This is a genomic window from Microbacterium sp. NPDC078428 (genome assembly GCF_044542535.1).
In the GTDB taxonomy this organism is placed as follows: domain Bacteria; phylum Actinomycetota; class Actinomycetes; order Actinomycetales; family Microbacteriaceae; genus Microbacterium; species Microbacterium limosum.
In genome coordinates, this window is the sequence record NZ_JBITUP010000004.1 from 224,413 (window position 1) to 239,361 (window position 14,949).

Consider the following 14,949-nt stretch of genomic DNA (forward strand, 5'->3'; position numbering starts at 1 on the left):
GATGCTTGGCTAGCGATTGGCGGCTCGCGATCGAGCGCTGTCGTCGGGTCGCGCCCCGCTCTTTGTCACCGCGAACGGAATGCGCGGGCTGGGGATATGGATTCGACGCGGGCCGTCCCCCGCAGATCGAGAGCAATCACGAGTCGGCACGCGTGGCGGTCGTCGAGCGGGCGGCTGAGTCTCATTGTGCGGACACCGCCGGAGTTGGCCAAGCGCAGTACCCAGCGAGACGGAGTCGCTTCACATTCGCCACCGAGCCGCCGCTCGGTGATTGCCCTGCACGCGCGAAGCGCTATCTTCGACCGCATGACGCTTCGGCTCACGCGCGTCAGCGCTCAGGTAAAGCACCTCACCGATCGGGAGGAGCGCCGGTATGTTCAGCGGGCCGATCGTGGTCAGGGGGCTGTATTGGTGACCTTGCCGCGGATGCGGGGTGCGTGGGATGTGCAGACGATCCACCTCCTGAGCGGGACGGCAGTGGCTGCGTCCGCGATGGAGCCACGATTGCTGGACACGTCGCAACGCTTAGGCAAGACGTTCTGGTTGATCGGTGACGAGGTCGTGTCGGTCAACGATGTGACGCTGACCTCAGCCGATGTGGCGGCGCTTCGTGCCGTGCAGGAGAAGCGGCGAGCTGAGCAGCTACGGCGAGCACACGCTGAGTTCGCCGAAGGGGCGAGTTAGGGCGTGTCTGACAAATAGTTCGGTGGTTCGCTGAGAGCCTGGGCTCATGTCGCGGTTTCAGATGCTTTCGGATGCGCAGTGGTCGTTGATCGAGGAGATGTTGCCGCGTCCGACAGGGCGTAAGGGGAGGCCGTTCGCGGATGCACGGGTGATGGTCGAGGGCATCGTCTACCGGTACCGAACCGGCATCGCGTGGCGGGATCTGCCCGAAGTGTTCGGCCCCTGGCAGACGGTTTGGACCTGGCATCACCGGATGGCCGCCGAGGGGACCTGGGATCGAGTGCTCGCGAGGATCACGGCCGCGGCGGACGCGGCCGGACTGGTCGACTGGTCCCTGTCGGTGGACTCGACAATCGCCCGCGCGCATCAGCACGCGACGAACACCACCCGCCTCACAGGGGGCTGGATCGAGTTACAAGAATCTGCAGGAAGAGCCGCCTGATCACGGCATCGGCCGCTCCCGCGGCGGCTTGTCGACGAAGATTCACCAGCTCGTGGACGGCAACGGGCTGCCGCTGGTGACCCTGATCACGCCGGGGCAGGCCGGGGACTCACCGATGTTCATGCCCCTCATGCAGCACCTGCGGGTCGGACGGGATCACGGACGGCCGCGCACCCGACCGGACGCGGTCCGCGCCGACAAGGCGTACTCGTCCCGTGCGATCCGCGCGCATCTCCGCTCCCGCGGAATCAAGGCCGTCATCCCCGAACCTGACGATCAGAAGGGACACCGGAGACGCCGCGGATCACGCGGCGGCCGGCCCGTCGCCCTCGACGCCGCCGACTACAAGCATCGGAACGTGATCGAGCGCAACTACTGCCGCATCAAGCAGTGGCGCGGACTCGCCACTCGATACGACAAACACGCCGTCACCTACCGCGCCGCCGTCGTCCTGAACTCCGTCATCGCATGGGTCCAGCAATTATCAGACACGCCCTAGGCCCCAGAGCGCGCTGTTTGAAAGCCGCGGCGAACTGCGCGGAGACCAATCCATCAGTGGGCGACTCGATGTGGCCACCGCGTGCGGTGGACAGCGATTCCATCGACGAGACTGCCCGCGACGGCTCGTAGGCGCGACACGAAGGGAGCACTCAAACCTGGAAGAGGGGCTTCCCGGTCAACTCGTTGATAGCCGCATGCACGTTATCATCCATGGTCTTTGCAGCCGAGCTGAACAGGTCGAGCCCGGCCTCTGCGACTTGCAGGACTGTCTCCATGTCAGGCGCGATATTCATGGGCCCGATACCAATTTCGATTGAGTGGCTGCCGCCTGACACAGTTACGGAGGACGTTTTAGGTGTGCCGCCGTCGACGCTCTGCGGACGCCACCTATGGAAACCGACGTTTCGGAGCTCGAGGAACTTGGCCCAGCGATTGTCGCCAAACAGGTCGGAAAGTGTCTTCGCGACCTTGATAGCCGCAGGCGACCCGGATGCGGTCGCCGCCTGACGTGTTGCCTTCATGACATTCGGTTCGAAGGAGACCCATGCCGACGGGTTCTCGCTGAACGGTGGAAATCCTCCAGCCTTCGGGAAGACGGCGTCGATGCTCTTCCTGGCGTCATCATTCAGCCGAAGAAGGCGTACAAGTGCGTTCGCCAACCCGTGTGCGGCGCTGAGAGTCCACATGGCCGTCATCTCGGCTTGCGCGCGCACCCCCATCGTTGCGTGCTGCGGATCCGAGGCAGCCGCATCCGCCGCGGTCCAACGCCGGGCGTCTCTGTTCGTCGCAAGCGCAAGAGCCAGCTGCTCGCCGGCCGATCCGATGCGACCCAGGATCTCAGCGATCCGATCCACCCACTCCGGCCCGAGGTGAATGAGGCCAGCCATCCCGGCCAAATCAGAACTGCCAGATGTCTTCTGGAGTTCCCTGGCGATCTCAGAGATCTTCTGCTCTCGCAGAGTGGCGGGATACGGCGGCACCGGTACCAGCGACGGGAGGACGAGAGCTACCAGAGTAGGAGGTGGCGATGATTGCTCTGCCGTCATGACTGCGAGGGTACCGCGATGGAAGGGGAGAACGCGGAATGCGTGGGCTGAAAACGTAGCTTCTGTAGCCCTAGCGGATGACGCTGCGTCCGTGACGATCACACCGACTTTGCGGGGCCCACCTTGTGCGCGCCGGGGGCACTACCGAGATATGCCGCTCGGATGGGGTCGTTCATACGGACGAGCGGCGGGATCCGATGAGCGAGAAGGAAACCGGCGCTGATCGACCCGCAGCCGGCCCGATCTCGTGGGGGTTGCGCGCGACCATCGAGCACCTCTCTATAACCCCATCCCGTGCCCCGCACTCGGCCCCTCAACTACCGGCCCCGCAGCCATCGCCGCCTCCCGGCTCCGCGCCGCGCGGCGCATCTCCGCCTGGGCCGCATGCACCGCAGCCTGCATCGTCAACTCCGGAGTGCCGCGCTGCATCGACTCGGCGAGGCATTCGCGGGCCCCAGCATCCGTCAGCGCGACGACGATCGCGACGTTGCGCACCCGCCCGCGTGTGAGGCCTACGTAGAGTCCCGCGGCATCCACATCCGGCCCGACTACCGACGCCTCGGCGGTGTCGCCCTGCACGCCGTGCACGGTGGACGCGGAGGCGAGCTGCAGGTGCTCGCGCGCGTAGTCGCTGGACACACACGTCACCTCGCCGCTGTCGCTCACGGAGACAAGTGACAGGTACTCGTCGCCGATGCCGCGCACGATCCACTGTGCGCGATTCTCGACTCCCGCGAGCCAGTCGTTGCGACGGGTCTGGACAGTGTCGCCCACGAGGATGCGCTGCTGCCCGATTCCCCACGCGGTGACCCGGACGTCGAGCTCGCCCCGATCGACGCGCCGCTGCTGGATGGCCTCGTTGATCGCATCCGCCTCGGCGTTCGTGCCGGATACCAGCGTCACCCGCTTGCCGCGTGCGTGCCAGTCGAAGTACGCGTCGATCATCCGCTCACGCGCCGCGTCGTGATGCACGACTCGGTCGACGTGACCGTCTCCGGCAAGCTCGTCCGCAACCACCAGCGCACGCTCGCGATCGCCCGCATTCCGGAGACGCAGTGTGAGCGCCGCGTAGTCGGGATCACGGAACCAGTGCACCGTGTCGAGCTCGACCGCGCGTTCGCGTGCCGGATCGCGGAACCCATCGCGCCCGCATGTCCGACTGGCAACGCCTGATGCGTGTCACCCACGAACGCCAGTCCGACACCCTGCTCGATCGCGAGCTCGACGAGGACGTTCGCCGTCTGCAGGTCGACCATGCCGGCTTCGTCGATGACGATCCGATCGCGAGAGCGCAACACGTACTTCGTTGGTCCGCCGTATACGACGCCAGTTCTGGGATCGATCTCTCCCACTCGAAGCCTCGTCCACACCTTCGCGCCGGCGGCGTCGGTGCCCCATCGATAGCCATGATCCGAGAGCAGGGCGTGAATACTGAATGCCGCTGCCCCGACCTCGCGACACGCCACCGATGCCGCCTTTCGCGTGGGAGCAACAACGAGCATCCGTCGCCGTTGCGACCTGAGCGCAACGAACGCCGCGCGCAGCATCGTCGTCTTGCCCGCGCCGGCGGGGCCGGTCACCGTCACTAGCCCGTCCGTGCCGGCGATGGCGCACGCCGCAACGCCTTGCGACGTGTCCAGTGCCGACAGATCCTCGTGCGGTGCGAGCCGGTGCAACTCCTCCGGCAGCAGTGAGCGCCCGGGGCGGGCGAGCACGTCCAAGCGGCCGGCGAGACGCACCTTGGCGCGCACGGTCTCGTTCGCCATGAACGCCTTCACGTGCGCGGGCGGATCATCCGCAACGAGCCGAAAGACGGAACGCGTCGCACGCTCCGTGATCTCGGCGATCACGCCTTCGAGACGGTCGCGCTCTGCAACGACGCCCGTGCGCGAGGGCGCGCGTATGGCGCCGGCGCGGATGTCGAAGATGCTGAACCTCCCGCCGCAAGATGGGGATCGGTCGTCCGCATCGACGACCGCTCGTGCCGCGAGCAGATCCAGGTCAAGGGCATCGACTTCTGTTGCAGCAACGTCAATCGGTGCGCGCGGGGGTGGTCAGCGGCGGATCGATCGCTGCGATCTCGTCGTGGACGCGCGCCTCCCACGTCGCCTCATCGAGATCGGCCGGCTTGTTGGGGCGCGCCATCGCCCACGCGCGTCGATCGATCTGCTGCAGCACCTCCAAGCTTGGCGCCGATCCTCCATGCGCTGCCGACCACTCCGCGATCAGGCGTGCGCGGTCGCCCTCGATCGACGCCGACCGACGCGAGACGGGTCGGACGGCCGCGGCAAGTTCGGCGATCTTGCCGGTGTCGTCGAGCGTAACCGTGGCCGGCGAGCGCGGCGATCCAGGCGGGGTCAGTGCGGGCGGCGAGCTCGCCCTAGCGTTGACGACGGCGTGAGCTTCAACGCGACGTGCGAGTCGAGGTTCGACCACTTGCCGTCCGCGCCGAGCACCTTGGTGTTCAGCCAGAGATGACGGTGGATGTGCGGGTCGAGCGTGCGCGAGCGCCGATGCTGCAGTTCGACGACTTCGATGCGGGTGATCTTTTCGCGGATGAGCCCTCCGTGCCCGCGGGGCGCGCGTCGAGCAGCAGGTCGGCGTCGGGGCTCAGCCGCTGATGGCCGCGCTCTTCTCCTGTCACGGGGTCGTGTCCGGTGAGCCAGACGCGAAAGCCGCCGGCGGTGAGTTCGTCGGAGGTGATGACGCCGCTCTCGACCATGAACCGCGAGACGGTCGAATCAGACGCTGCAACGTACGCTTCGAGCGCGTCAACGCCGGGAGAGTGCTGCAGATGAGCATCGCAGGTGCCCTCCAGCGCGTACGCGATCGCCTGTCGAACCCCTCGGGATTCGACACCTCCCTTCCATCGCTCGAGGCCCCCTCGCATGGTGCCAGGATAGGGTGGGTTTTGCCCATTATCCAGGCATTTTCCGGGCGTGCAGGTACATGTAGAGGAGTGCTGCTAAAGGGTGTCGCTCACCCGCGGTGCCTGCGAGCATTGCTGTTCGATCACTGCTTCGGCTGGTGGCTTCTTCGCCAGTCTCGCCCTCGTCAGTGTGGCACCGCTCGTATTGGCGTACTCGCGTGTGCGTGGTAGACGTCTGACGGCATGTCGGATGTTCCTCCGAGCATGCTGACGCGCACATGCGCGGTTCGCCATGACGCGTTTCCACCGAACGGGCGACGTCACCACGACGCGGAGCCCGATACCGACGTCTGCGGTAGGTCACACGAGTCGAAACTCAGAGGCGACCAAGCAGAACTTCCCGAGGCCTTCACCGCTCATCGCTATCGTGAGTGGTGCCGACTACCCCGGGCTCTGCGGCCCGCTAGGCTGATCGTCGGGGACAGCGACCGTGGCGTAATACATCTGGAGGCGTTGCATTGCGTCGCGAGTAAGCTGCTGGATTTCGTGCGCTGAAAGCTGGGCGCTGTACCGCAATGCCGCATCCAGACTGGTCAGAGCTTCGTCGAGATGCTCGAGGTGTTCCTCGGGCAGTTGAGTTTGGTCTGTCCAGCGGTGGAAGTGGCTGAGTTCGTGTGCAGCGGCGGCCTTCATGGACAGCGCGCTGTTCGGGTCGATGATGCTCGTGCCAGGGTAAATATCGCGCCCGAACACGACGATGCCGTACGTCTCGCCCAGATCCGTTTCGACTCGAAACGCGGTTGACGCGCCGTCTTCAAATCGGTATGGGATGCCGTAGTCAAGACCGTCGAAAGTGGACGATACCGCCCGCACCTTTCTGTCGTCCAGCGGCTGATCCGAGCGTCCAGCCAGTAACGAACGCCGAGCCGACTCAGTCACGATCAGGCACCACGGCGCGCACATGCTGGCGCAGGGCTGCCCCTGTCCGAGCCCGCGTCCCGCCGTTGTTCGCGATGCTGACGGCGCCCGTTTCCGGGCGCACTTGTACAACACCAACCTCGCGCCATAGTGGGTTATCGCGGGACAGCACGTCGCCCCGCCACTCCCCGTGAGAGTAGGCGGAGTCCGGCGCCAGCGCCTCAAGTCGCTTCTCCCACAGGCGCCGAGCGCGAACAGACCCGAGCTTCGCCCGGTCGGTGGCGTAGTCCTGCATCAACGCGGCATATCCATGCATCATCACGGCTTGTGAGGCAAGAGTTGTCTCACGATGGGTTTGAGGCGTCTCCACCCGGAGCTCGGGTCGCACGCCGGCCAACATGTCAAAGAATTCCGCTGCGACGGCGGCGAGGCCATCGAGTTGGGTCTCCTCGACTTCCGAGTGACCAGCGTATGTCTTCATGACTTCCCGCAGCGTCGACAACGTAACGAAGTTCTCAGCCTTCTTACTCAGCCGGTCCGTGACCCGGTTCGTGCCCGCGTCGAGGTTGGGATTCAAGTCAAGGACTCGCTTGGCCAACGTCGAGAGGTCATCTTCCGTCGTGAGGTCGTACGCTTTCGAAAGCGCCGTTGGCTTGGGTCGCTGATTTTTGTCGAAGAAGTAGTTGCCCTCGTCCTCCCGGTCGAGGAAATACAGCTCTACCTTGAACTGCCGATTCAGATCGAACCGCGGAAAGCCCGATCGGTGATCGCGATAACTTCGCACAGCTTTCAGGATCGCCTGATGGCGGTGGTGAGAATCAGGCAAGAAGATCTTGCCGTCGTATATGTCGATACGCCGGTTCGTCTCGTCCCAATACGCCTCGAACTTGCCGGGCCGCAGATTCCACACCAACGGGTTTAGAAAGAGCCGCTCGCCGCGGAGGATCTTCTCCGCCATCTCGTCGGCGTTCTCGGCATCAAAGATATAGGTCTCGCGGTCGGGGTATCCGTCCGACAGAGGCAACTCCGTCGCTACACCCTTCCGCGCCGTCGGCAGGATGCCCCGCTGCACCGATTGATCCGTCCAGATCAATCGCCCTTCCGCCGCCGCGGCCACCTGTTCGAGCGTGACGGTCACCGTGGCAACCGCATCTGCCCCAGCACCCGTCCACTGAGTCCCAGGAAGGGAAAGTCGCCCCTGGTACACCGAGCCATCTGCGTTAAGCCTCGGCTCCTGCACGAATCCGTCGATCCGAGGGACCATTTGCACCCCTTACACTCCTGGTAGTCGGTCCAGCGTATCCATTGCCGGTGACAAACCCGGCCAGTGTCCCCGGGCGTAGAGCCCGGTCACGCGTCGGGGCTGCTGCCGAGTCCGAAGAAGCGCTCGAAGAATGCCCCGAGCTTCTCGATCACGCGCTGCTTCTTCTCGCCGTGGCCGCCATCGGCAGAGAACCGGGAGGCAGGCGGAAGCACCTTGGTGATCGCTGTACCGGTCGTGCGGAGCGCACCGTCGCGGAACGCGATCTCAATGAATGCGCGAGTGGCGTCGGCGCGGAGCCGCTCGTCCTCGATGATCGCCTCGAGTTCGGCCTCGCGCTTGGCCGCGATGAACGCCTGCCACTCCTCGTCGATTGCGCCGTCAACCGAGACGGAGTCTACGAAGGCTTCGATGAGGTCCTTCTTGTTGCGCAGGGTCGGGCTGGCGTCGACCGCGCGAGAGATCTCGGTACGGATCTCCTTGTCCTCGCCGTCACCGTGCTGGCTGCGGTATCTCTGCACGAGCATCAGGATGTAGTCGACGTTGATCTCAATCTGCTTGATCAGCTCGATCTCGAAGACGACGTCGTCGTTGATGAGTTCCTTGTCCGTGTCCTTGACCTTGCGGAATTCGGCATACAGGTCGAGGTAGACGCTGCGGTAGTCCTGACCCTGGCGCTCGGTGAGGATCTCGTGGCCTGCGAAGTCGTCGAATGAGGTGAGGATGTTCTCGAGCCGAAGGATCTGCCCGAACAGCTTGATGAACTCCTTCTGCGCCGCCTCACCGATGATCTGCTGGCCGAGTGGGAACGACGCCAGTAGCTCGTCGACCTTCTCGGCGTACTCGCCGTAGTAGTCGTCGTACGGCTTGAGGAGCACGACGCCGCGGGCGTCCTTGTTGCCGAACAACTCGAGGGCGGCGTTGGTCTCCTCTTCAAGGTCGCGGAAGGCGACGATGTTGCCGTAGGTCTTGACTGAGTTGAGGATGCGATTTGTGCGTGAGTAGGCCTGGATCAGGCCGTGGGCGCGCAGGTTCTTGTCGACGAAGAGCGTGTTGAGGGTCGTCGCGTCGAAGCCGGTGAGGAACATGTTGACCACGATGACGAGGTCAAGCTCCCGGTTCTTGAGCCGCTGTGAAAGATCCTTGTAGTAATTCTGGAACTTGTCGGCGCTGGTGTCGTAGCTCGTGCCGAAGATGTCGTTGTAGTCCTGGATGGCGTCTTCGAGGAAGCCGCGCGCGTCGGTACTCAGCGCATCGGTGTCGAAGGCTTCATCGTCGAGGATGCCGTCGTCACTGGCATCATTGGCGCCGTACGAATAGATCAGGCCGATCTTTAGGCGCCGGTCGGCAGGGAGGGCTTCCTGCTGGAGCTGGAAGTGGTTGTAGTAGCGACGCGCGGCATCGATTGAAGCGGTCGCGAAGATGGCGTTGAAGCCGCGCACGCGCTTGCGCTCCCGCACCGCTTCGGCCTGCCGACGCGCACGTGTCGACTTCGCAACGTTCGTCACGACGGAGTGCTCGTAGCTCGATGAACGCTTGGTCTTCTGGTCGAAGTGCTCCAGCGTGTACTGCACGACCTGGCTGATGCGCTCCGGCGCCAGAAGCGCCTTCTCGGTATCGATGGCGGATACCTGCTTGTCGACGATGGTACCGACCTTGACCGTGTTGACGTAGTCGATCCGGAACGGCAGCACGTTCTTGTCGGTGATGGCATCGACGATCGTGTATGTGTGGAGCTTTTCGCCGAAGGCCTGTTCCGTCGTCTTGAGCTGCGGATTGCCACCCGTACCAGCGTTGACCGCGAAGATCGGGGTGCCGGTGAAGCCGAACAGGTTATAGCGCTTGAAGGCGCGAGTGATGTCGGTGTGCATGTCACCGAACTGCGACCGGTGACACTCGTCGAAGATAATCACGACGTGGTCGTTGGTAATCGCGTGACCCTTGTTCGCCTTGATGAACGTCGACAGCTTCTGAATCGTCGTGATAATGATCCGCGCGTTCGAGTCCTCGAGCTGCTTCTTCAACACCGCCGTAGACGTGTTGGAGTTCGCCGCGCCCTTCTCGAAGCGGTCGTACTCACGCATCGTCTGGTAATCGAGATCCTTGCGGTCCACGACGAACAGCACCTTGTCGACGCTCGGCAGCTTGGAAGCCAGCTGCGCCGTCTTGAAGCTCGTCAGCGTCTTGCCCGAACCCGTCGTGTGCCAGACGTAGCCGCCCGCGGCAACGCTGCCGAGCTGCTTGTAGTTGGTGGCGATGTCGATGCGCTGCAGGATCCGCTCGGTCGCCACGATCTGGTACGGGCGCATCACGAGCAGGAGCCGGTCGGCGGTGAGCACGCAGTAGCGGGTCAGGATGTGGAGCAGCGTGTGCTTGGCGAAGAACGTCTTCGCGAATGAGGTCAGGTCGGTGATCGGCTTGTTCTGTGCGTCCGCCCACCACGACGTGAACTCGAAGGAGTTCGAGGTCTTGCGCCCCTTGGTCTGCTTCTTGCCCTCGCTGATGTGCTGGGTGCGCGTGGTGTTCGAGTAGTACTTTGTCAGCGTTCCGTTGCTGATCACGAACAGTTGCACATACTCGAACAGGCCAGAGCCGGCCCAGAAGCTGTCGCGCTGGTAGCGGTTGATCTGGTTGAACGCTTCCCGGATGTCGACACCGCGGCGTTTGAGCTCGATGTGCACCATCGGTAGCCCGTTGACGAGCACCGTCACGTCGTAGCGGTTTGCGTAGTTCGCGCCGCCCTCGCCCTGGCCGAGCTCGTACTGGTTGATGACCTGCAGCCGGTTGTTATGAATGTTCTGCTTGTCCAGCAGTGTGATGTTCTTCGTTGACCCATCGTCGCGCTTCAGGAGCTGAACGTGATCCTCCTGAATGCGCACGGTCTTCTCGACGATGCCATCGTTCTTTCCGGCGATCTTCGTATCGAAGAAGTCCGCCCACTCGGCGTCGGAGAAGGCGATGTCGTTTAGCGCCTCCAACTGGACGCGCAGGTTGGCGACGAGTTGCGCCTCCGAGGTGACCGACATGCGCTCGTAGGCCTGGCACTCCAGCAGTCGGATCAGTTCTTGCTCGAGCGCGGGCTCGGACTGGTAGGCAGCCGACGAGTGAGCATCCGGAATGTACTCCGCTACGACGGTTGACTCGGCAGAGACCGCGATCGGATTGTATTTGCGGGGGGCGGCTTCACTCATGACGCGGCCTCCTCGAAGTTGAAGAGCTTGTCGCGGTAGTAGGTGTATTGCTTGCGGCGGGCGGCAATCTCGGCGGGCAGGCCGATGCGGCGGTCATTGACGAGCGCCTCGAAGGCATCAAGTACCCTGACGATGCGATCTTGTTCAGACTTCCGTGGCACCGCGATCTTCGCGCGTCGAATGTTGTCGTTGTACAGCCTACGAATCGTGCCGCCATCCGTTCGCCATTGAACGACGCGATACCAGTAGCGCAGGTAAGCGTTCGAAACGACCGATTCGTCGTTCTCGATCCAGACGATGTTGGAGTCCTGGAAGTACCCTGGTGCTCCGTCATAAACGACTGTACGACCGATAGTTCCCGCGGCCGATATCAGCACCTCCCCAGGCTTCGGGAACGGGTAACGAGATCTGTAATCGTTGTACAGGTCCCGCGTGATGAATGCGTCGGGCTCGCCGCCGAAGGTCCCGATCTTGAAGAACGGTACGTCTCCGATTGATGTTGTCTCAGCCTTGAATACCCGCCTGCACATAGAAATCCGGCCGATGTCCCCGAGCATCCCCCAGTCGACGGCTTCATCAGTGAACGTCAACAGTTGGTCCTGGTAGTGCTTGTACTGCTCACGACGCGCTCTGAGTTCTGTTTCGAGTTCCGCTTCGAGTTCAGTGAAGACGTCCAAGATGCGCACGATCTCTCGCTGAACATCGAGGGGTGGAACCGGGATCCGGGCCTTCGCCACGCTCTGCGTCGAGATGGATGATATTTTCGAAGAAGAAATATGCTGCTTGATCTGATCTCGGAAGCTGCGAGACGAGAAGTAGTAAGACACATACTCGGGGTCCAGTGGGCTCGAATACGCGTAGCACGCATCGTGGATCACGATCGGATCGTCGCCGAGCCAAGCCACTGACTTCCCGATGTCGGCAATTGTCTCGCCTGCCGACGCCATGATTACATCGCCCGGCTGGGCAAATCGGAGCGTCATCGCTCGTTCCGGAGATGTGAACGAGTAGCTTTCAGTCGCGGATACGCCGTACTTCGTGTAGATCTCGCCATAGTGAATACACGGGACGCCAACATCGATCATGTCGTCTTTGACGAAGCGCTTCCCACGAACCACGGTGCCGATCTCTCCAAGAGCCCGGAAGGGCACGCCGTCGGGGCAGAGCTCGCCCAGCAGCTGCTCGAGGCGGCTCATCTAGTACCCTCCAACTCTGCAACGATTTGATCGATCGACGAGCGCAGCTCGTTCGCTCGCGCGACGATCGTTGCGATTTCGGCGGTGAGCGCGGTGACATCCACGACCTCACGTGTGTCTTCTTCTTCGACGTATGAGGAGACGGAAATGTTGTAGTCGTTGGCCGCGATGTCCTCGTTCGGGACGAGCTTTGCGAAGTGACCCTCGTCCTCCCGTACGCCGAGCGCCATCAAGATGTTCTGCTGGTTGTCCGGCGTGAGCTTGTTTTTATTGCCGACGCGCTTCAACTCGTCCGACGCATTGATGAAGAGCACTGAGTTGTCGGTCTTGGACTTCTTGAGGACGATGATGCAGGTCGCGATCGTGGTGCCGAAGAACAGGTCCGGCGGCAACTGGATGACAGCGTCGACGTAGTTATTGTCGATCAGATACTTGCGGATCTTCTGCTCCGCTCCCCCGCGGTAGAGCACGCCAGGGAACTCGACGATGGCAGCGGTGCCGTTGACCGCGAGCCAACTCAGAATGTGCATCGTGAAGGCGAGGTCGGCCTTGGACTTCGGCGCGAGTACCCCGGCCGGTGCGAAGCGTTCGTCGTTGATCAGAAGCGGGTTGGCGTCGCCCTCCCACCTGATGGAGTAAGGCGGATTGGAAACGATCGCTTCGAACGGCTCGTCGTCCCAGTGCTGCGGGTCGAGCAGAGTGTCGCCGTGGGCGATGTTGAACTTCTCGTAGTTGACGTCGTGCAGGAACATGTTGATCCGCGCGAGGTTGTAGGTGGTCAGGTTGATCTCTTGCCCGAAGAAGCCGCCGACGTTCTCGCGGCCGAGCACCTTCGCAAACTTGAGCAGCAGCGAACCGGATCCGGCAGCGGGGTCGTAGACCTTGTTGACGCGCTTCTTGCCCATGACGGTGATGCGGGCGAGCACCTCGGAGACTTCCTGTGGGGTGTAGTACTCACCACCGGACTTACCGGCCTGTGAGGCGTACATCTGCATGAGGTACTCGTACGCGTCACCGAACAGGTCGATCGAGTTGTCCTCGAAGTTGCCCAGCGGCAGGTCACCGATGGCATCAAGCAGTTTCACGAGCTTCTCGTTGCGCTTGGCGACGGTGTTGCCGAGCTTCGAGCTGTTCACGTCGAGGTCGTCGAAGAGGCCCTTGAGATCGTCTTCGCTGTCGGTACCGACCGCCGAGCCCTCGATGTTCTTGAAGACGCGTTCCAACGTCTCGTTCAGGTTCTCGTCTTTGGCCGCGCGGCCACGCACGTTCTGGAAGAGCTCCGAAGGGAGGACGTAGAAACCCTTCTCGGAGACCGTCTCCTTGCGCCCGAACTCCGCCTGGGCATCGGGCAGCTGAGCGTAGTTGAAGTCAGCCTCGCCTGCCTCGTGCTCGCCCTTGTTGATGTAGGCGGTGAGGTTTTCGGAGATGAAGCGGTAGAAGAGCATGCCGAGCACGTAGCTCTTGAAGTCCCAACCATCGACCGACCCACGAAGGTCATTCGCGATTCGCCAGATGGTCTTGTGCAATTCTGCGCGCTGGGCTTCCTTGGTGGTCGGCGACATCGACTTGTACATCTCCTCGGGCTGGACCGCACTCGAAGAGCGCAGTCGGGTGCTCTCAATCTACTTGGGCACATTGAAGCGACCTGCGCCTCGCACCAAGAGGATCGGGCTGATCTGACGCTAGGACGTGGTGCTCTCGTCGATTACCCAGGCGCGACGGAGCGGAATGATCTCCTTGATCGCATCGGGCAGGACTTCATAGTGCTTGAGGAGACGGTCGACGAGCTCCTCGGCATCCCACACGGCAACGCGAAGTCGCTGCGCATCAACCTTCCCCTGCGCCTGCGCGGTAAGCCCACCCAGGGCTACGAGGAGCCCGTGATCTGCCTGATGCTGCCCGACCACGCCTCCAAGCTGATCGAGTACCTCGGATCCGACACGGCTGGGCTGCGACTTTACCTGCACGATGATGGTGGGCGCGGAGATGCCGAGCACTCCCGATCCGGCGATGATGTCGATTCCTCCGTCAGCCCCCTTGGGTGGAACCTTGCACGTCATTCCCTCCGCCCGGAGGATCTCGGCCACGAGATCCTGAAGCGCGTGTCCCGCGAACTGCTCCTTGATCACCGTGAGGATCCGATCGCGCGAGTAGCGAATGATGTCCTGTCCGTTGCTCGCGATCGCCTCATCCGCATCGACGACGTCGCCGGCCTTGGGCGCGACCAAGGAGACACCGGCACGTGCGCCAGGATCCGTTTCGGCACCGTTCAGCACCTTCGCGAGTCGGTATGCAGCGTCATTGCGACTGATCTGAACCACGGTGCTGAACGCGCCGAGGGAGTAGAGGAGATCTTGATTGATGGCCGTTCTAGCCACGTCGGGACGCTTCCACTCGACGGCTCGAACGTGGTTCAGGACTCCGGTACCAGGCAGGTACTTGTAGGCGCCTGTCACAACGCCGAACGCCAGTCGTCCCACGTTCTTGAGCGGTAGAACGACGATGTCCCCGACCGACATTCGGTTAGCGAACGCGTTGAGCTGGGCAGCGTAGTTGCCCACTGCCTTCTCGCTCTTGTCAGGCATCGCTGGTGAGAGAAGCGCACGCATGGCGGGGAGATCCTTCGCGGCGGACAGGTCACCCACCTCGTGGAAATCGACAGCGGTGAGACTGTTTTCGAGCATCCAACTATCGAACGCGTAGTTCTTTGATCCCCGAACGAGCCACGCCCGCGGCTCCGTCGCTGTGTCCACCTCGAGATCCTATCGATCGCAAGTCTCCGTCACGCGCGTCGGTCTCAGGCGAGCAAGTGCGTCTTGCGAAGTGCGCGAAATAGCGCGA

Annotated in this window: 14 protein-coding genes; 2 read left to right on the plus strand and 12 right to left on the minus strand. The window is 62.8% G+C overall.

The genetic code is table 11. From position 1 onward, the window contains the following. The first annotated feature begins 306 nt into the window (after window positions 1-306). Both ACIGCK_RS09520 and ACIGCK_RS09525 read left to right on the plus strand, forming a co-directional pair. Window positions 307-684 (plus strand): hypothetical protein, encoded by a 378-nt coding sequence (locus ACIGCK_RS09520; RefSeq protein ID WP_396665631.1) that lies wholly within the window; start codon window positions 307-309, stop codon window positions 682-684. Window positions 685-730: 46 nt separating this feature from the next. Continuing rightward, window positions 731-1,625 (plus strand): IS5 family transposase gene (locus ACIGCK_RS09525; RefSeq protein WP_363566422.1). Its coding sequence is split into 2 segments (ribosomal slippage): window positions 731-1,081 and window positions 1,083-1,625, totalling 894 coding nucleotides; the frame shifts between segments, so codons are not numbered across the junction. A gap of 151 nt (window positions 1,626-1,776) precedes the next feature. On the opposite strand, the gene ACIGCK_RS09530 is transcribed toward ACIGCK_RS09525, so the two are convergent. The 12 genes from ACIGCK_RS09530 to ACIGCK_RS09585 all read right to left on the minus strand — a co-directional run bounded on the left by ACIGCK_RS09530 (window position 1,777) and on the right by ACIGCK_RS09585 (window position 14,861). Continuing rightward, window positions 1,777-2,673 carry a hypothetical protein gene (locus tag ACIGCK_RS09530; RefSeq protein WP_396665633.1) on the minus strand — a complete coding sequence of 299 codons (897 nt, stop codon included), beginning with the start codon at window positions 2,671-2,673 and terminating at the stop codon, window positions 1,777-1,779. A 279-nt stretch (window positions 2,674-2,952) separates the two neighbouring features. Next, window positions 2,953-3,618, minus strand: coding sequence for a hypothetical protein (locus ACIGCK_RS09535; RefSeq protein WP_396665635.1), 666 nt, complete (start codon window positions 3,616-3,618; stop codon window positions 2,953-2,955). Further along, the gene (locus ACIGCK_RS09540; RefSeq protein WP_396665636.1) at window positions 3,615-4,439 is read right to left on the minus strand and encodes an AAA family ATPase; all 825 of its coding nucleotides are present in this window, start codon (window positions 4,437-4,439) and stop codon (window positions 3,615-3,617) included. Before ACIGCK_RS09540 ends, ACIGCK_RS09535 begins: the two co-directional genes overlap by 4 nt. A 265-nt stretch (window positions 4,440-4,704) precedes the next feature. Beyond that, a complete protein-coding gene (locus ACIGCK_RS09545; RefSeq protein ID WP_396665638.1) occupies window positions 4,705-5,109 on the minus strand; it encodes a hypothetical protein in 405 nt (134 codons plus the stop codon). Beyond that, window positions 5,031-5,231 carry a relaxase domain-containing protein gene (locus ACIGCK_RS09550; protein WP_396665778.1) on the minus strand — a complete coding sequence of 67 codons (201 nt, stop codon included), beginning with the start codon at window positions 5,229-5,231 and terminating at the stop codon, window positions 5,031-5,033. Before ACIGCK_RS09550 ends, ACIGCK_RS09545 begins: the two co-directional genes overlap by 79 nt. Beyond that, entirely contained in the window at window positions 5,138-5,395 is a 258-nt protein-coding gene (locus ACIGCK_RS09555) for a hypothetical protein (protein ID WP_396665640.1), read from the minus strand. The genes ACIGCK_RS09550 and ACIGCK_RS09555 overlap by 94 nt, the downstream gene beginning before the upstream one ends. 588 nt (window positions 5,396-5,983) lie before the next feature. Beyond that, on the minus strand, window positions 5,984-6,481 hold the full coding sequence (locus ACIGCK_RS09560) for a hypothetical protein (protein WP_396665641.1): 498 nt from the start codon (window positions 6,479-6,481) through the stop codon (window positions 5,984-5,986). Beyond that, window positions 6,474-7,598, minus strand: coding sequence for a DNA sulfur modification protein DndB (locus ACIGCK_RS09565; protein WP_396665643.1), 1,125 nt, complete (start codon window positions 7,596-7,598; stop codon window positions 6,474-6,476). Before ACIGCK_RS09565 ends, ACIGCK_RS09560 begins: the two co-directional genes overlap by 8 nt. A gap of 212 nt (window positions 7,599-7,810) precedes the next feature. Next, complete coding sequence (locus ACIGCK_RS09570; protein WP_396665645.1) at window positions 7,811-10,912, minus strand: type I restriction endonuclease subunit R; 3,102 nt, start codon at window positions 10,910-10,912, stop codon at window positions 7,811-7,813. Beyond that, complete coding sequence (locus ACIGCK_RS09575) at window positions 10,909-12,108, minus strand: restriction endonuclease subunit S (RefSeq protein WP_396665647.1); 1,200 nt, start codon at window positions 12,106-12,108, stop codon at window positions 10,909-10,911. Before ACIGCK_RS09575 ends, ACIGCK_RS09570 begins: the two co-directional genes overlap by 4 nt. After that, window positions 12,105-13,670 (minus strand): type I restriction-modification system subunit M, encoded by a 1,566-nt coding sequence (locus ACIGCK_RS09580; RefSeq protein WP_396665649.1) that lies wholly within the window; start codon window positions 13,668-13,670, stop codon window positions 12,105-12,107. The genes ACIGCK_RS09575 and ACIGCK_RS09580 overlap by 4 nt, the downstream gene beginning before the upstream one ends. Before the next feature lie 120 nt (window positions 13,671-13,790). Next, on the minus strand, window positions 13,791-14,861 hold the full coding sequence (locus ACIGCK_RS09585) for a restriction endonuclease (protein ID WP_396665651.1): 1,071 nt from the start codon (window positions 14,859-14,861) through the stop codon (window positions 13,791-13,793). Window positions 14,862-14,949: the final 88 nt, after the last annotated feature.